Raw genomic sequence first — 16,488 nt, 5'->3', positions numbered from 1 at the left:
GGCCGTTCGAACCACCGGAGTCACCATGCACCTCGATCATCAGGACGGCTTTCCCGAGCGGCACACCTACAGTGCGGCTGCTCCCGTGCGCGGCGACGGGACGCGGCGTGCGTTGCGGATCGGTCTGGGCGGTCCGGTCGGTACGGGTAAGACCGCGACCGTGGCCGCGTTGTGCCGGGTGTTGCGTGAGGAGTTCTCGATCGCCGTTGTCACCAACGACATCTACACGCGGGAGGATGCCGAGTTCCTGCGTCGTGAGGCGGTGTTGCCGACGGAGCGGATCGTGGCGGTGGAGACCGGGGCCTGCCCGCACACCGCGATCCGTGACGACATCTCCGCCAACCTGGAGGCGGTGGAGGATCTGGAGGAGAGTGTGGGTCCGTTGGACCTGGTGTTGGTGGAGTCCGGTGGTGACAACCTGACCGCGACGTTCTCCAAGGGGTTGGTCGATGCGCAGATCTTTGTGATCGACACCGCCGGTGGCGACGACATCCCGCGCAAGGGCGGGCCGGGTGTGACCACCGCCGACCTGCTGGTCGTCAACAAGACCGACCTCGCCCCGTATGTGGGGGTGGATCTCGACGGTATGGCTCGTGACGCCAAGGCGCAGCGCGGCGAACTCCCGGTCGCCTTCACGGCCCTGAAGCAGCCCGACGGCGTCAAGCCGGTCGCCGACTGGGTCCGGGCACAGCTGACGCACTGGACCACGGCCACCGCATGACCCGCACCGTGCCCCGTCCCGTCGCACCGCAGGCCCCCGCCGTCCCGGCGGCCGGCCTGCGGGCCACCGCCCGCATCGTCGCCCGGGCGGGCCATGGGGGTACCTCCCGCTCGAACGGAGCTGAGAGTGGGGGAGGTACGAGCCGACTGCCGGTGCTGGAGGGCGGTGGCCCGTTCGCGCTGCGCCGCGTCCAGTCGCACGCCGACCAGGCCCGGGTCTGCCTGGTCGGCGCCATGAGCGCGCCCCTCGGCGGCGACCGGCTGCGGATCGAGGCCACGGCCGAGGCCGGCGCCTCCCTGCGGATCACCGCGGCAGCGGCGACCGTCGCCCTGCCCGGCCGCACCGGCGAGCTCGCCACCTACGACGTCCACCTGACGGTGGGCGACGGTGCCCGGCTGGAATGGCTGCCGGAGCCGCTGATCTCCGCCGAGGGCAGCGACCTGCGGATGACCACCACGATCGACCTCGCCCCGACCGCCCGACTGGTGTTCCGCGAGGAGCAGATCCTGGGCCGCAGCGGCGAGCACACCGGCGCGCTGCGCAGTCGCCTGACGGTCCGTCAGGCCGGTCGGGTGCTCCTCGACCAGGAGACCGCCTATGGGCCCGGCGCCCCCGGCTGGGACACCTCCGCGGTCCTCGGCGGCCACCGTGCCGTCGGCCAGTTCCTGGTCGCCGGACCGGAGTTCACCGACCGGCCGGCCGAGGTCCGGCTGCTCGGCGGGGCGGCCGGCGACGGCGCGGCCCAGGGCGTCCTGGCCCCGCTCGCCGGGCCCGCCGCGCTGGCCACCGTGGTCGCCCCGGACGGCCTGTCGCTGAGGCGGCTGCTGGACCAGGCAGCGGCCGGCTGAGGAGGCTCACACCTCCAGATCGGCCTCCAGGCGGGCGAGGCGGTGGCGCGCCAGCGCGAGGTTGGCGCGCTTGCGGTCCAGTACCAGGTACAGAAAGAGACCGCTGCCGTTCTTGCCCGTCACCGGCCGGATGATGTGGTACTGCGAGGTCAGGGTGATCAGCATGTCCTCGATGGCGCCCTTGAGTTCCAACATGTCCATCGTGCGCAGCTTGGCGCGCACCACATCGGTGTTCCCGGCCGCCGCCACGTTGAGGTCGAAGTTCTGCGGATCGCCCAGGGTGGCCAGTGCCATTCCGCTGGTGTAGTCGACCAGGGCGACGCCTATCGCGCCTTCGATCGTCGACATCGCTTCGCCGAGCGCGGTTTCCATCTGCGTCATGAGGGGTCGGGCCTTTCCGTTCGGTGGTTTCGCTGGATTGTCGTCGCGGTGGATTGTGGTCTTCGGCCGACGGCCGCGAGCGGGTGCGCAACCGGCACTCAGCGGTCGGCGAGCGGCAACGAGCCGTCAACGGCCGTCGGTTCGGCGGGCGGGAGGGTCAATCGGCGATCGCCGCACGCTGGTTGGCTGGGCTGCCCGGCGGCGCGTCGAGCAGGGTCGCGATCCGCGCGGCGGTCCGCCGGGCCTGCAGGTGGAGCCGGCCGACGTTGGTTTCCGGGCCCGCCACGGCCGTGAGCACCGCGCGGTTTCCGGCCGCGTAGGCCGCGATGTAGCCGCGACTGCCCCGGGTGAGGGACTCCTCGAAGCCGCCCTGCCCGGTGGCGTCGGTCAGGCGCTTGGCGACGCCGATCGCGGCCGCGGTGAGCGCGGCCAGGCCGTCGGGCTCGATGTCCGGCAGATCATGGGCGATCACCATGCCGTCCGCACTCGCCACCATTCCGCCGTGCAGATGCCGTATGTGAGCGCGCAGCGCGCGCAATTCGTCCCGGATCCCGGAGGCGATCGCCTCGGTCTCGCTCGTCATCGGTCTTCTGACGCTCCTTCTCCTGGCACGCATTCCGAACACGTGCCTCATGGCCGGGATTCACAGGGGTTCACAGGTTTTCCTCCAGTGCGGTACGCAGACGGACGAGGAGGGCGACGTCCGGATCGGTGGTTTCCAGGGCGCCCGGGTCCGGCAGGTGCCACACCGGTGCGTCCGCCGCGGTGTCCCGTGCGCGCCGCTGGTGCGGAACGGCCCCGGGGCGCCGCCGCGGCAGCGCCGCCGGCGGGGGCAGCCGCACCCGTCCGGCCGCGGCCAGCCGCCGCACCTCCAACAGGGTCAGGAACGCCGAGTGGCCGAGCGCATGGGCGAGTTCACCGGGGGTGCGCTCGCCGTCGGCGTGCGCGAGCAGCCGCCGCTGCCGGCCGGTCAGCGGCGGGCGGTCCGGGGGCCCGGGGTGCTCCGGGGGGATCGGGACGACCGGCGCGCCGTCGGCCGCCGACCACGCGTCCAACCGGTCGAGCTGCGCCTGCCGGCGGGCCACCGCCGCCAGCAGCGCGGCGGCGTCGACCGGGCGGATCACGCCCAGCCAGTGCGCGTCCCCCCGCGCGAAGGAGGTGGCGCCGGCCTCCTGCGCCAGTACGAAGCAGGCCGCGTCCAGCAGTGCCGACAGCTGGCAGACCTCCAGTTCGCCGCGGGTCAACCAGCCTTGTTGGAGGAGGAATTGACCGCCGCGGTGGTGCGCTCCGGCCGCGCTCTCCGCGTGCCGCCAGCGTTCCGGGGGCACGCGGCCGGCGGTGGCGAGCCGGGCCCCGACGCCGGGGGCCGTCGGGCACTCGACGCAGTAGACCGCGCCCTGGTGGAGGTAGACGCAACCGGCCGGGCCGCGCAGGGCGCCGGTGGCGCGCTCGGCGGCGTACCGGTCGAGTGGGCCGGGCCGGCGGTCGTCACCGGCGCCGCGGCCCGAACGGGAGGGGGACGTCGAGTCCATGACGGGACGTCAGTCCGTCACCAGCTCCGCGGCCAGTTCTCGTAGCCGCAGTCGGGCGATGGCGAGATTGGCCCGGGTCCGGTCCAGCCACAGGTGGAGGCAGGTCTGGCTGTCGAAGGCGGTGGGCACCAGGCGGATCAGGTGGTAGCTGTTCCCCGCCGTGATGATCAGGTCCTCCAGCGGTTCCCCGTCCCCGCCCGCAGTGTCGAACGTGGCGTTCCGGGTCACCGCCTGGACCACTTCGGCGGTGTCCGCGGCGGCCGCGTCATGATCGCCGTGCGGGGCCCGCCCGGCCGTCCCCAGGGTCAGACCGCTGGTCCAGTCGGTCAGTCCGGCCCCGAGGACTCCGGGTATCCCCATCGCGCGGGCCAACACCTGGTCGATACCGGGCACCTGACGTCTCCCTCCGGCGAGCACGTTGCACCACGCAGCACACGGGCACAACACGGAGGCTCTCCCACGTGGCGGTGTGTGGGAGAGCCTGCACGGAAGGTTACTGAAGGCGGCGCCGCCTGCACCGGCATATGCAGAACGGCGGGGCCAATTGACCTGTTCTCGCCTCTCCTCGGCCCGTTGTCGGCGCTCTGTCGACCCGGGGCCCGCCGGCCGCCGCCGGCCCCCGTCCCGTCCACTCCCCGACGGCCGGCGTGCGCCCGCCGACCAGCACCGCGCCGCCGCCGGCGCACGCCGGGCGCGGCACCGGCGCCAGGACCGTCCGGCCGCCGGCGCGCCCGCCGCACAACCCCCCGTTTCCTACGGCTTGGTAAAGAAATTGTGGCCAAATCTGTTCAAGTGTGGTCCGTACACGACAGGATCACCCTGTAGCTCTGCGATCACCGCCACCACAAGTGGCGCTCCAAGCTGGGGGATCAACCACGTGAGACGAACAGTAGCGCTCGGCGCCGCCGGCACCTTGGTGACCGGTGCGCTCCTCGCCGGCGCGATAGCCACGCCCGCCACCGCCGGCGAGCGGCGGACGGGCGGCACGGCCGAGGCGCGCGGCGTCGCGCTGGCCGCCGCCCGTGCCGCCAAGGCAGGCATTGCATGGCAGGACTGTCCCGCCGACTGGGGGCTGAAGGCCCCGATCCAGTGCGGCTTTGTCACCGTCCCGCTCGACTACGCCAAGCCCGACGGCCGGACCATCAAGATCGCCGTCGACCGGGCCGTCGCCACCGGCGGCCCGCAGCAGCGCCAGGGTGCGCTCGTCTACAACCCCGGCGGGCCCGGCGGTTCGGGCATGCGCTTCCCGAGCCGCGTCACCACCAAGAACCCGCTGTGGGCCAAGACCGCCCAGGCGTACGACTTCGTGGGCTTCGACCCCCGGGGCGTGGGCCACTCCGCGCCGATCTCCTGCCAGGACCCGCAGGAGTTCACCAAGGCGCCCAAGGCCGACCCGGTGCCGGACAGCGAGGCCGACAAGCTCGCCCAGCGCAAGCTCGCCCACGCATACGCCCAGGGCTGCCTGGAGCGCACCGGCCGCGCGATGCTGTCGCAGATGACCACTGCGAACACCGCGCGCGACCTGGACGTGGTCCGCGCCGCGCTCGGCGAGAAGAAGCTCAACTACCTCGGCGTCTCCTACGGCACCTACCTGGGCGCCGTCTACGCCTCGCTCTTCCCGGACCACGTCCGCCGGATGCTCGTCGACAGCGTGGTCAACCCCTCGCGCGAGAAGATCTGGTACCAGGCCAACCTCGACCAGGACATCGCCTTCGAGACCCGTTGGGGCGACTGGAAGAAGTGGGTCGCCAAGAACGACGCCACGTACCACATCGGCGACACTCCGCAGAAGGTCCAGGCCGCCTGGGAGAAGCTGCGCGCCACCGCCAAGAAGAACCCCATCGGCGGCGTGGTCGGCCCGGCCGAGCTCACCGGCTTCTTCCAGAACGCCCCGTACTACGACGACTCGTGGGCCCAGGTCGCCGGGGTCTGGAGCGCGTACGCGGCCGGCAACGCCAAGCCGCTGATCGACGCGGCCGGTTCGCACCCCGACGACAAGGCCGGCAACATCAAGGCCGAGAACAGCAACGCCGTCTACACCGCCGTCGAGTGCACCGACGTCAAGTGGCCCACCAACTGGCGCACGTGGGACCGTGACAACACCCGCGTCAACCAGCGGGCACCGTTCATGACCTGGTCCAACGCCTGGATGAACCTGCCCTGCGCCACCTGGCCGGTCAAGCAGCAGACCCCGGTCGAGGTCAAGACCGGCAAGGGCCTGCCGCCGGTGCTGATCGTGCAGAGCACCCGTGACGCGGCGACCCCGTACGACGGCGCCGTCGAGCTGCACAAGCGGCTCGCGGGCTCCCGCCTGATCACCGAGCGGGACGCCGGTTCGCACGGCGTGACCGGCCTGGTCAACCCGTGCATCAACAACCGGGTCGACGCGTACTTCCTGAAGGGCACCACGGACCCCAAGGACGTCACCTGCGCGCCGCACGCCACGCCCGTCCCGGAGAAGCCGACCGCCAAGGCCGCCGGCTGATCCACCACCGGGGGCGGTCGGGAGAGGGAATTCCCGGCCGCCCCCGGCCCCTTTCCCGGCTGCCCGCTCAGCCCGCGATCGGCTCGACCCGCGGCTCCGCGATCGCCCTGTAGTCCTCGGTCGCGAGCGCCAGCGAGCGGTCCAGCCGCGCCGCGTTGAAGTAGATCTCCGGCTGCGCCAGCAGCGCCGGGTCGACGATCAGGGTCAGCTCCTCGTCGAAGGAGAACGGCAGGATCGTCCCCGAGACGCTCCGGGCCAGCCGCTCCGCGACCTCCGTGTTGGCGAACCCCGCGTACGAGCCGCCCAGCAGCGCCTTCACCGCGCCCAGATCCACCCGCCGGTCGCCCGGCACCACCGCCAGCACATACCGCTTGGTCTTCTTGTCCAGCTTCACCATCACCACGATGCACTTCGCGGCCTGCTCGACGGCGTTCCCGCGCAGCGCGCTGACGGCCTCCGTGGCCCCCTCCGCGGGGTGCTCGTAGATCCGGTAGCGCGCCCCGTGCTCGTCCAGCAGACCGATCAGCTTGCTGTAGGTCTCGTACTCGGTCTCGTGTTCGCTCACCGTTTGTGTCCGCACTCTCTCTTCGCACCGCACCAGGCGGGACCTCGCCGTCAGGCCGGGAACACCGCGCGAACCCCGCCCTGTTGGGGGAGTCCGTCCGACGGTCCGGCACTGGGACGACGATACGTCCGAACCACCCCGCGAAGCGGCCGTCGGCCGACAGGAGACCCCCGAACGCCCCTGCCATCGCGGCCGGTTCGTTGCGGAACGCCCCGCATCCCCAGGCACCGAGCACCAGTTGACGGCGCCCTCCCGCCGCCGCGGGCCCGGCGGCTCAGCTGTCGGTGCCGTGCCCCCGCCGCCCGCGCGCCCGCGCCGCGGCCTGCGCCGCGGCCTTGGCCTCCGTGGCGTACAGGTCCACGTACTCCTGACCGGAGAGCGTGAGGATGGCGTACATGATCTCGTCGGTGACGGCCCGCAGCGCGGTCCGCTCGTCCAGCAGACCCGCGTAGCGCGAGAAGTCCAGCGGCGGCCCGAAACGGACCGTGACCCGCATCGCCCGGGGCAGTCGCCGCCCGGTCGGCTGCGCCTCGAACGTCCCGATCATCGCGCACGGCACCACCGGCACCCCCGCCTTCAGGGCCAGCGCGGCCACCCCGGTGCGCCCCTTGTACAACCGCCCGTCGTGCGAGCGGGTGCCCTCCGGATAGATCCCCAGCAGCCGCCCCTTGCGCAGCACCGCCAGCCCCGACGAGAGCGCCGCCTCGGACGCCCGGCCCCCGGAGCGGTCCACCGGGATCTGCCCGACCCCGCGGAAGAACGCCGCGGTCAGCCGCCCCTTGAGACCGGCCCCGGTGAAGTATTCGGCCTTCGCCAGGAACGTCACCCGGCGCGGCACGATCGCCGGCATCACGAAGTGGTCCGCGAACGACAGGTGGTTGCCCGCGATGATCGCCGGGCCCTCCTCGGGCACCTGCGCCAGCCCCTCCACCCGCGGCCGGAAGAGCAGCCGCAACAGCGGCCCCAGCAGCACGTACTTCAGCACCTGATACAGCACCTTGGCCCCCTATCCCGTCCCCCGGACCGCCGGCGCGGCCGGATCGTGCCAGGTCACAGGGGGACGACCAGGGCCGTCAGTGTAGGCGCGGAACCCGTCGGTCGTAACCGTGCCGGCCCGTCACCGCACCATCGGGCCCCGCGGACCTGCAGGGCCGTCCGGGCGACCGCACGGCGTGGCCCCTTGTGCGCCGGGGCGCGGGGGAGTGGCCTGGGGGCCGTCGGGCGCCGTCCGCCGTCCAGGCGCCCGGCCCCGCCGGGCCACCGCCCCGAGCGTTCCAGGAGAATCCGATGCCCGTGAGGATGCCCGTGAGCCGCCGACGCCGAACCTCCCGCGCCGTCCTGGCGGCGGGCGTGACCGTGGCCCTGTGCACCGCTTTCGGCGTGGCATCGGCCCGCGCCACCGACCGGGACGTCTCCGACGGCCTGTTCCTGACCGTGTCCGGCGCCGGCGACACCTGGATCCACGGCGTACGGCTCTTCTGCCCGGACACCCGCGGCACCCATCCGCACGGCGCCGCCGCCTGCGCCGAGCTGGCCTTCGCCCACGGCGACCTCAACGCGCTGCGGGGCGACCCGCACATCTGCACCCGGGAGTACGACCCGGTCACCGTCGCCGCCTCCGGCCGCTGGCGCGGCAGGACCGTCACCTGGCACCGGCAGTTCCCCAACGCCTGCACGATGGACGCCGCCACCGGCCCGGTCTTCCGCTTCTGAACCCGCCCCGGCCGCCGCACCGCCGCCGGACGACGGGCCCCGGCCGCGCGGCTCAGGTCCCCCGCGCCGTCACCACTCCGACGGTCACCAGCGCCAGCACCACCCACAGGAACCACACCCAGCCGTTGCCGCCCAACGCCACGGTGTAGGCGGACGCCGCCACCAGCCCGCACACCGTGCAGACGGCCATCGCTCTGGCAGATCCGGGCATACCCGCAACCTCCTCACGCGGCGGCTCGGGGACACAACGCCACGGGCCGCGGCCAGGGAACCATCGTCCCCGGCCGCGGCCCGTGCCGCCAGATGACCGACCGCGCCACGGTGGCCGTTTCCGGCCGTCCGCGCCACGCGTGCGTCCCGCTCTCACCGCCCCCGGGCGTTGAGCGAGGCCAGATAGGCGTTGTAGTCCGCCAGGTCCTTGTCGCCGTTCCGATCCGCGGCCCGGTCCGCGCGCGCCGACTGGCGCTCCTCGGACTTGTACCACTGGTAGACCAGCGCGATCAGCACCACCACCGACGGGATCTCGCTGAACGCCCAGGCGATCCCGCCGGCCGCCTGCTGGTCGCCCAGCGCGTCGATGCCCAGCGTGGCCGGCGGGTGCAGGAAGGTGTCCACCATCGGCTCGGACGCCATCATCAGCGCGATGCCGAAGAACGCGTGGAACGGCATCCCGGCGAACAGCTCCAGCATCCGCATCACGTACCCCGGACGGTGCGGGCCCGGGTCCACGCCCATGATCGGCCAGAAGAAGACCAGCCCCACCGCCAGGAAGTGCACCATCATCGCGATGTGCCCGGTCCGGGACTGCATCAGGAAGTCGAACAGCGGGGTGAAGTACAGCGCGTAGAGGCTCGCGATGAACAGCGGGATGGTGAACGCCGGGTGCGTGATGATCCGCATGTAGCGGCTGTGCAGCAGCGCCACCAGCAGTTCGCGCGGCCCCTTGCGGCCGCGCCCGGCGGTCGGCAGGGCGCGCAGCGCCAGCGTCACCGGCGCCCCGAGCAGCAGCAGGATCGGTGACAGCATGCTGATGATCATGTGCTGGACCATGTGGACGCTGAACATCGCCATGCCGTAGTCGTTCAGCTTGGTGCACATCGTCACCGCCACCGTCAGCACGCCCAGCACCCAGGCGACGAGCCGGCCCATCGGCCACCCGTCCCCGCGCCGTCGCAGTCGGACGACCGCCCAGACGTACAGCGCCAGCCCCAGCAGACAGCCGACGAGGAAGAACGCGTCACCGCCGAACGCGAGGCCCCGCCCCAGCGTGAACGGCGGCAGATCCATGTTCATGCCGTCCATGCCGTGCCCGCTGTGATGCATCCGCTCGCTCCTGATTCGTACCAATGCTCCGGCGACAAGCGTAGAGGCGCCCCCGGCCGGCGGAGCGGCCGGGGGCGCCTCTACGGACGCGCGTCCCCGTGGGGACTACGGACGGGTCACAGCACGCACTCGGCCTCGTCGTAGCGCTCGGCGGGCACCGTCTTGAGGCTGGCGACCGCCTCGGCGAGCGGCACCAGCGTGATGTCCGTGCCGCGCAGCGCGGTCATCATCCCGAACTCCCCGCGGTGCGCGGCCTCCACCGCGTGCCAGCCGAACCGGGTGGCCAGCACCCGGTCGTACGCGGTCGGCGTACCGCCGCGCTGGACATGGCCGAGGATGACCGGCCGGGCCTCCTTGCCGAGCCGCCGCTCCAGCTCCACCGACAGCTGCCGGGCGACCCCGGCGAACCGCTCGTGCCCGTACACGTCGGTGTCGCCGACGTCGAATGCCATGGAGCCCGCGCGCGGCTTGGCGCCCTCCGCGACCACCACGATCGCGAACTTCTTGCCGGCCTCGAACCGTTGCGCGACCCGCGCGGTCAGCTCCTCGATGTCGAACGGCCGCTCCGGCACCACGATCGCGTGCGCGCCGGCCGCCATCCCCGAGTGCAGCGCGATCCAGCCGGTGTGCCGCCCCATCACCTCGACGATCATCACCCGCTGGTGCGACTCGGCGGTGGTCTTGAGCCGGTCCAGCGCCTCGGTCGCCACCCCCACCGCGGTGTCGAAGCCGAACGTCACGTCGGTGACGGCGATGTCGTTGTCGATGGTCTTGGGCACGCCGACGATCGGCAGCCCGGCGTCCGACAGCAGCCGGGCCGCCTTCAGCGTGCCCTCGCCGCCGATCGGGATGATCGCGTCCAGCCCCAGCTCGGCGACGTGGCCGCGGGCCCGCTCGACCCCGTCCCGCAGGTGGGCGGGCTGCACCCGCGACGACCCGAGGATGGTCCCGCCGCGCGCCAGGATGCCGCCGACGGCGTCCAGGTCGAGCTTGCGGTAATCGCACTCCAGCAGGCCCTTCCAGCCGTCCTTGAAGCCGATCACCTCATCGCCGTGGTCGGCGGTGGCTCGGTGGACGACGGACCGGATGACGGCGTTCAGACCGGGGCAGTCGCCCCCGGAGGTGAGGACACCAATACGCATTGCTCGTAGCAACCTCTACAACTCAACCGGACGCCCGGACGCCGTCGTCCGGTTGGATTCCGCCCAGCCTACAAGCGCACGGCACTCCGGCACACGAGCGCCCGGAGTGCGGACACCGGCGCACGGAAAACGGCCGGATCCGGGTCGGCTGACCCGGATCCGGCCGTTGTGGGCCCGTCGAAACCGTCAGGCGTTCTCGGTCGCCGCCGCGATCCGCTCCTGGCGCAGCGCCTCGTACCACCGGTCGTCGGCCGGCGGCAGCGCGTTGACGTCCAGCGCCAGCTTGATCAGCAGGTCCGCGATGTGCGGGTTGCGGGCCATCACCGGGCCGTGCATGTACGTCCCGAAGACGGTGTCGTTCCAGGCGCCCTCGTAGCCGTCACCGACGCCGTTGCCGTTGCCGAACCGGACCTTGGCGAACGGCCGGGCGCTCTGGCCCAGGTGCGTGACGCCCTGGTGGTTCTCGAAGCCGGTCAGCGGCGGCAGCCCCAACTTCGGGTCGATGTCGGCCAGTACGTCGCCGACGCACCGGTCGCCCTCGCCGCGGGTGCTCACCACGTCCAGCAGCCCCAGGCCCTGCTGCCGCTCACCGAGGTCGTTGATGAACTCGTGGCCCAGGATCTGGTAGCCGGCGCACACCGAGAAGACGATCGCGCCGTTGGAGACCGCGCGGTCCAGTCCGCCGTCGCGGATCAGCCGCTCGGCCGCCAGCCGCTGCGGCCGGTCCTCGCCGCCGCCGATCAGGTAGATGTCCCCGGAGGTGGGGATCTGCTGGTCGGACCGGACGTCCAGGCGCTGGACGTCCAGGCGGCGCTGGCGCGCCCGCCGCTCCACCACCAGGACGTTGCCCTGGTCGCCGTAGGTGCTCAGCAGGTCCGGGTAGATCCACACCACGCGCAGGCTGTTGTCACTCATGCTCGCTCGTCCTTGTCCGTGTTCTCTGTGGACCGCACTCAGTTGCCCACGCGGCGGCGCAGGTCCTGGAATGCCGTGTAGTTGGCGATGACCTCGATCCGGCCGGCCGGTGCCTGCCCCACCGCCTCGTCGAGGGTCTCGCACACCTGGAAGTCGAGCCCGGCGACCTCCAGGCGCACCGCCAGGTCCAGCTTGCGGTCGCCCAGCACGAAGATCGGGTGCCCGGCCAGCCGGGTGTAGTCCACGTCCCAGAGCCAGGAGGTGTCGGTGCCGTCCGCGCCGCGCGCGTTGACCGACATGATCACCGGGGTCGGCGGCCCGTCGATCAGCGAGAAGGTCTCCAGCCAGCCGGCCGGGTTCTTGGCCAGCAGCAGGCGCAGCTCCCGCTCCTGGAAGGTGACCACGTCGTAGCGGCCGGCCACGGCCTGCACCGAGAACATCCGCTCCAGGGCGACCTGCGGCGGCACCCCGAAGGCGGCCGCGACCGCGGCGGAGGTGGTGGCGTTGGCCTTGTTGGCGCGGCCCGGCAGCTGCAGCTTGATCGGCCAGGCGCTGCCGTGCGGGTCCAGGACGTGGTCGCCGGAGAGCGCCCAGCTGGGCATCGGCCGGCGGAAGCCGCACTCGGCGCAGAACCAGTCGTCGCCGGGCCGCTGCATCACGCCGCCGCAGGACGGGCACGACCAGGCGTCGTCCTTCCACTCCTGCCCGGCGGCGACCCACACCACGTTGGCGGACGCCGAGGCCGCCCACACGATCAGCGGGTCGTCGGCGTTGGCGATGATCAGGGCCTTGGAGCCGGACAGGCCCTCGCGCCAGCGCTCGGCCAGCATCCGGGTCTCGGCCGCCCGGTCGAGCTGGTCCCGGGAGAGGTTCAGTAGCGCTATGGCCTTGGGGGTGACGTCCCGAGCCACCGTGGCCAGGTACTTCTCGTCCACCTCGATGACGCCGAACTTGGCGTCCGAGCCGCCCGCCAGCGCCGAGGTGATCCCCGCGGGCATGTTCGCGCCCAGCGCATTGGAGACGACCGGGCCGCTGGCCCGCAGTGCCTCGGCGATCAGCCGGGTGGTGGTGGTCTTGCCGTTGGTGGCGGACACCAGGACCACGTCCAGGTGCCTGGCCAGCGAGGCCAGCAGGTCGGGGTCGAGCTTGAGCGCCACCCGGCCGCCGATCACCGATCCGCTGCCGCGGCCCGCCGCGCGCGACACCGCTGCTGCGGCCTTGCCGGCCGTCACGGCCAGTTTGGCCCGCGGCGACAGCGGCTCCGTGTTGCCTGCCATGGTCCTAGATCCTCCTTGCATCCGGCGCACTCCTGCCCTGGGGCTGCCGGGAGAACGCGCCTCCTCCAGCGGTCGCCGACCGGCCGGAGGGCTTCGGTCGGGGATCAGCCTATCGAGATCCGGCGGCCGGCCCGAACTCCGCCACCTGTGTGACGCGATCCGGAATGCCCGGCCCGTACCCTGGGCCCATGCGCCACCGCACCATCCCGGGCAGCTCCGGCCGCCCCCGCCCGCTGCGCCTGTACGGCGATCCGGTCCTCTCCCGCCCCTGTGCGGACGTCACCGTCTTCGACGGTGAACTGGCCGCGCTGGTCGAGGACATGTACGCGACAATGTACGCCGCCAACGGCGTGGGCCTGGCCGCCAACCAGATCGGCGTCCCGCTGCGGGTGTTCGTCTACGACTGCCCCGACGACGAGGACCGTCGGCACCTGGGGCACATCGTCAACCCCCGGCTGGTGGAGACGGACGGTCCGGTCGTCCGCGGTCCCGAGGGCTGTCTGTCGCTGCCCGGTATCGAGGCGGGCACGCCGCGTCACGATCACGCGATCGTCGAGGGCCTCGACCTCACCGGCGAGCCGGTGACGGTGACCGGCACCGGGTTCTTCGCCCGCTGCCTCCAACACGAGTGCGACCACCTCGGCGGCGGCCTCTACGTCGACCGGCTCACCGGCCTGCGGCGGCGCCGGGCGCTGCGCGCGGCGGCCCGGGCCCCCTGGGCGGCGGCGGGCGAGGAGCGGGCGGCGGCACCGGTCTGACGCCGCCCGTGGCCCCTCAGAATCCGGGGCCGTCCGCCAGGTCCTTGACGGTGGCCAACTGGCCCCACAGCAGGTCGGTGAGGTGGCGCACCAACTGCTCGCGGGGGCAGGGGCGTTCGCGCAGCCACCAGTCGCCGGCCGCGTGCATCATGCCGACGATGCCGTGCCCCCACACCCGGGCCCGCTCCTCGCTGTCCGGCCCCAGGTCGAGCCGTTCGGAGATGACCTTGGCCAGCTCCTCGCCGAGCCGGCGCAGCAGGGGGGCGGAGTGCCGGCCGACGTCGAAGCCGGACTCCGCGGGGTGGTCCTCGTCCGCCGGGTGCATCAGGAAGCGGTAGACCTGCGGCCGGGCCTCGATGGCGGCGAGATAGGCGTCGAGGGTGGCCTCGACCCGCTCCCGGCGCAGCATCTGGGCGTCCAGTGCGGCCCGGAGGTTGGCCAGCAGGGCGTCGGTGTGCCGGACGGCCAGGGCGCGGTAGAGGCCGCCCTTGTCGCCGAAGTGCCGGTAGAGGATCGGCTTGGTGATCCCGGCCTCGGCGGCGATCGCGTTCATCGACGCTTCCGGGCCGTCGCGCAGCACGATGCGTTCGGCGGCCTCCAGCAGTTCCCGTCGTCTGCGCTCGGTCGCGGTCTGCTGCCGTTCGGCGCCGTCCGCGGCGGCCTGTTGCGTGCCGGCCCGGTCCGCGCCGTTCTGTCCGGTGCTGTCGATGCTGTCCATGGTCGTGCTCCCCACCCTTGTGAATCCGTGGTGCTCGCGCAACGTAACACCCGGACTCGGTGACCCCGAACTCCGCGGCGAATTCGGCTCCTGAGAGGAGTTGACATCCATTACCGACGAGTAACAGACTCTGGTTACCAGAAGTAACGGCTGGCCGTACGCACCACTGGAGGGGACATGGCCGAGTTCACCATGGAACTCAACGACGAGCAGAAGGAAGTCCGTGACTGGATTCACGGCTTCGCCGCGGACGTCATGCGCCCCGCCGCCGCCGAGTGGGACGAGCGCGAGGAGACCCCCTGGCCGGTGATCCAGGAGGCCGCCAAGATCGGCCTGTACTCCCTCGACTTCTACGCCCAGCAGTTCTTCGACCCCACCGGCCTCGGCATCCCCATGACCATGGAGGAACTGTTCTGGGGCGACGCCGGCATCGCGCTGTCCATCGTGGGCACCGGCCTGGCCGCCGTCGGAGTGCTGGCCAACGGCACCGAGGAGCAGATCGGCACCTGGGTCCCGCAGATGTACGGCGACGCGCACGACGTCAAGGTCGCCGCCTTCTGCTCCTCCGAGCCGGACGCCGGCTCCGACGTCGCCTCGATGCGCACCCGCGCCGTCTACGACGAGGCCAAGGACGAGTGGGTGCTCAACGGCACCAAGACCTGGGCGACCAACGGCGGCATCGCCAACGTCCACGTGGTGGTCGCCGTCGTGGACCCGGAGCTGGGTTCCAAGGGCCACGCCTCCTTCATCGTCCCGCCGAACACCCCCGGCCTCTCCCAGGGCCAGAAGTTCAAGAAGCACGGCATCCGCGCCTCGCACACCGCCGAGGTGGTGCTGGAGAACGTCCGCGTCCCCGGCCACTGCCTGCTCGGCGGCAAGGGCAAGCTCGACGAGCGGCTGGCCCGCGCCCGCGAGCGCGCAAAGGGCGGCATGGGGGTCCCCCCGGCCGGAGGCTGGGGGAGGGTGAAGAACGCCGCGATGGCCACCTTCGAGGCGTCCCGCCCGGCCGTCGGCGCGATGGCCGTCGGCACCGCCCGCGCGGCGTACGAGGAGGCCCTGGAGTACGCCAGGACCCGCGAGCAGTTCGGCCGCCCGATCATCGACAACCAGGGCGTGGCCTTCCAACTGGCCGACATGCGCACCCAGATCGACGCCGCCCGCCTCCTGGTGTGGCGTGCCTCCTGGATGGCGGTCGCGGGCAAGAAGTTCGAGAGCGCCGAAGGCTCGATGTCGAAGCTCTTCGCCAGCGAGACCGCCAAGAAGGTGACCGCCCAGGCGATCCAGATCCTCGGCGGCAACGGCTTCACCCGCGAGTACCCGGTCGAGCGGATGCACCGCGACGCGGCGATCTACACCATCTTCGAGGGCACCAGCGAGATCCAGCGACTGGTCATCGCCCGCACGCTTTCGGGGATGCCGATCCGTTAGGGCAAAGCTCCTGCTAAGGGTCAGCAGGCTTTCTGCGGCGGGTGACCGGGCCCGAAACGTGGCCGCTGGCCGGACCTTCCCAAGAGGTCCAGCCAGCGGCCCAGCGTTTCGACTGCGGGGCGTGCGGAGCCCCGCGGCCCGGCCTTATGAGGTCGTAAGGGTCTCGGTTTGGACTGTGTAGCGGAGAGTGGGCCGCGGTGTCATTGCCTGCTGTTCCCCGCCTTTACCTTCCCTGTTCTCCGAACATCCGCACTTCTGTGCGTCGGCGCCCTTGTCTCCGTTGCTTGCGCTTTCCTCCGAGGCGCTGGCCTCTGGCTTCTGGGCTTCTGGCCGCCGAGCCTCTGAGCCTCTGCCCTTGTCTTCGTCGCCGCCCTTGCTTTCCTTGGGGAAGTCGGCGCGGTTGTCGCAGCCCATGTCCGAGCCCATCTTGGTGCTCTGGGCACCCGGGGAGCCCTCGCCGTTGAGCAGGTTTCCGCCCAGCCCGTTCGCGATCCCGACCTGGCCGAGGATGTCGACGTTCGAGTCGTGCGACCTGCACTGGCTGCCCTGCTTGATGTCGAGGTCGGTGCCGCCCTTCTCGCCGTGGGCGTAGGCGGTGCCGGCGCCGAGGAAGCCGAAGCTGCCGAGGGCGACGGCCAGGACGGCAGTCTTCTGAAGCTTGCGCATTTCTTCTCCGGTGGTC

18 protein-coding genes and 1 pseudogene are annotated in these 16,488 nt (G+C 72.1%); 6 read left to right on the top strand and 13 right to left on the bottom strand.

Annotation, left to right across the window (positions count from 1 at the left end; genetic code table 11):
• Positions 1 to 25: 25 nt before the first annotated feature.
• Positions 26 to 721, top strand: a complete 696-nt coding sequence (gene ureG, locus JNO44_RS37310; protein WP_073449168.1) for an urease accessory protein UreG — start codon at positions 26 to 28, stop codon at positions 719 to 721.
• Positions 718 to 1,569, top strand: a complete 852-nt coding sequence (locus tag JNO44_RS37305) for an urease accessory protein UreD (RefSeq protein ID WP_205368442.1) — start codon at positions 718 to 720, stop codon at positions 1,567 to 1,569. The genes ureG and JNO44_RS37305 overlap by 4 nt, the downstream gene beginning before the upstream one ends.
• 6 nt (positions 1,570 to 1,575) lie before the next feature.
• Here JNO44_RS37305 and JNO44_RS37300 read toward each other — a convergent pair whose 3' ends face one another.
• From JNO44_RS37300 to JNO44_RS37285, 4 genes are all read right to left on the bottom strand, one after another.
• Complete coding sequence (locus tag JNO44_RS37300) at positions 1,576 to 1,950, bottom strand: roadblock/LC7 domain-containing protein (protein WP_205368441.1); 375 nt, start codon at positions 1,948 to 1,950, stop codon at positions 1,576 to 1,578.
• Positions 1,951 to 2,107: 157 nt separating this feature from the next.
• Positions 2,108 to 2,533: a roadblock/LC7 domain-containing protein gene (locus tag JNO44_RS37295; RefSeq protein WP_205368440.1), complete on the bottom strand. Its 426-nt coding sequence runs from the start codon at positions 2,531 to 2,533 to the stop codon at positions 2,108 to 2,110.
• A 70-nt stretch (positions 2,534 to 2,603) separates the two neighbouring features.
• The gene (locus tag JNO44_RS37290) at positions 2,604 to 3,482 is read right to left on the bottom strand and encodes a hypothetical protein (RefSeq protein WP_205368439.1); all 879 of its coding nucleotides are present in this window, start codon (positions 3,480 to 3,482) and stop codon (positions 2,604 to 2,606) included.
• Between the two features lie 9 nt (positions 3,483 to 3,491).
• Positions 3,492 to 3,875, bottom strand: coding sequence for a hypothetical protein (locus tag JNO44_RS37285; RefSeq protein WP_205368438.1), 384 nt, complete (start codon positions 3,873 to 3,875; stop codon positions 3,492 to 3,494).
• 484 nt (positions 3,876 to 4,359) lie between these two features.
• On the opposite strand from JNO44_RS37285, the gene JNO44_RS37280 reads away from it, so the two are divergent.
• Positions 4,360 to 5,967 (top strand): alpha/beta hydrolase, encoded by a 1,608-nt coding sequence (locus tag JNO44_RS37280; RefSeq protein ID WP_205368437.1) that lies wholly within the window; start codon positions 4,360 to 4,362, stop codon positions 5,965 to 5,967.
• Between the two features lie 67 nt (positions 5,968 to 6,034).
• Here JNO44_RS37280 and JNO44_RS37275 read toward each other — a convergent pair whose 3' ends face one another.
• Complete coding sequence (locus tag JNO44_RS37275; protein ID WP_205368436.1) at positions 6,035 to 6,532, bottom strand: YbaK/EbsC family protein; 498 nt, start codon at positions 6,530 to 6,532, stop codon at positions 6,035 to 6,037.
• 274 nt (positions 6,533 to 6,806) lie between these two features.
• Positions 6,807 to 7,529 carry a lysophospholipid acyltransferase family protein gene (locus tag JNO44_RS37270; RefSeq protein ID WP_205368435.1) on the bottom strand — a complete coding sequence of 241 codons (723 nt, stop codon included), beginning with the start codon at positions 7,527 to 7,529 and terminating at the stop codon, positions 6,807 to 6,809.
• 302 nt (positions 7,530 to 7,831) lie between these two features.
• Between JNO44_RS37270 and JNO44_RS37265 the strand changes: the two genes are divergently transcribed.
• Complete coding sequence (locus JNO44_RS37265; RefSeq protein ID WP_205371211.1) at positions 7,832 to 8,245, top strand: SSI family serine proteinase inhibitor; 414 nt, start codon at positions 7,832 to 7,834, stop codon at positions 8,243 to 8,245.
• Between the two features lie 52 nt (positions 8,246 to 8,297).
• On the opposite strand, the gene JNO44_RS37260 is transcribed toward JNO44_RS37265, so the two are convergent.
• The 5 genes from JNO44_RS37260 to JNO44_RS37240 all read right to left on the bottom strand — a co-directional run bounded on the left by JNO44_RS37260 (position 8,298) and on the right by JNO44_RS37240 (position 12,902).
• Entirely contained in the window at positions 8,298 to 8,456 is a 159-nt protein-coding gene (locus JNO44_RS37260) for a hypothetical protein (RefSeq protein ID WP_039629920.1), read from the bottom strand.
• A gap of 152 nt (positions 8,457 to 8,608) precedes the next feature.
• Complete coding sequence (locus JNO44_RS37255; protein WP_205368434.1) at positions 8,609 to 9,568, bottom strand: cytochrome c oxidase assembly protein; 960 nt, start codon at positions 9,566 to 9,568, stop codon at positions 8,609 to 8,611.
• Positions 9,569 to 9,684: 116 nt separating this feature from the next.
• Positions 9,685 to 10,710, bottom strand: coding sequence for a 6-phosphofructokinase (locus JNO44_RS37250; RefSeq protein ID WP_067344266.1), 1,026 nt, complete (start codon positions 10,708 to 10,710; stop codon positions 9,685 to 9,687).
• Positions 10,711 to 10,896: 186 nt separating this feature from the next.
• Positions 10,897 to 11,625, bottom strand: coding sequence for a type 1 glutamine amidotransferase (locus JNO44_RS37245; RefSeq protein WP_039629914.1), 729 nt, complete (start codon positions 11,623 to 11,625; stop codon positions 10,897 to 10,899).
• Positions 11,626 to 11,663: 38 nt separating this feature from the next.
• Positions 11,664 to 12,902: a MurT ligase domain-containing protein gene (locus tag JNO44_RS37240; RefSeq protein WP_039629912.1), complete on the bottom strand. Its 1,239-nt coding sequence runs from the start codon at positions 12,900 to 12,902 to the stop codon at positions 11,664 to 11,666.
• Between the two features lie 188 nt (positions 12,903 to 13,090).
• Here JNO44_RS37240 and def point away from each other — a divergent pair, with 188 nt between their 5' ends.
• Entirely contained in the window at positions 13,091 to 13,660 is a 570-nt protein-coding gene (gene def / locus JNO44_RS37235; protein ID WP_205368433.1) for a peptide deformylase, read from the top strand.
• Positions 13,661 to 13,676: 16 nt separating this feature from the next.
• Here the strand turns inward: def and JNO44_RS37230 are convergent, their stop codons facing one another.
• Positions 13,677 to 14,378, bottom strand: coding sequence for a TetR/AcrR family transcriptional regulator (locus JNO44_RS37230; RefSeq protein WP_235095246.1), 702 nt, complete (start codon positions 14,376 to 14,378; stop codon positions 13,677 to 13,679).
• 177 nt (positions 14,379 to 14,555) lie between these two features.
• Here JNO44_RS37230 and JNO44_RS37225 point away from each other — a divergent pair, with 177 nt between their 5' ends.
• A complete protein-coding gene (locus JNO44_RS37225) occupies positions 14,556 to 15,806 on the top strand; it encodes an acyl-CoA dehydrogenase family protein (RefSeq protein WP_205368432.1) in 1,251 nt (416 codons plus the stop codon).
• Between the two features lie 393 nt (positions 15,807 to 16,199).
• Here JNO44_RS37225 and JNO44_RS45365 read toward each other — a convergent pair.
• A pseudogene (locus JNO44_RS45365) lies at positions 16,200 to 16,472 on the bottom strand (hypothetical protein); the annotation flags it as partial.
• Between the last annotated feature and the right edge of the window lie 16 nt (positions 16,473 to 16,488).

The sequence above is a fragment of the Streptomyces noursei genome (genome assembly GCF_016917755.1).
Lineage (GTDB): Bacteria > Actinomycetota > Actinomycetes > Streptomycetales > Streptomycetaceae > Streptomyces > Streptomyces yunnanensis.
This window is presented reverse-complemented; position numbering and strand designations above follow the sequence as displayed.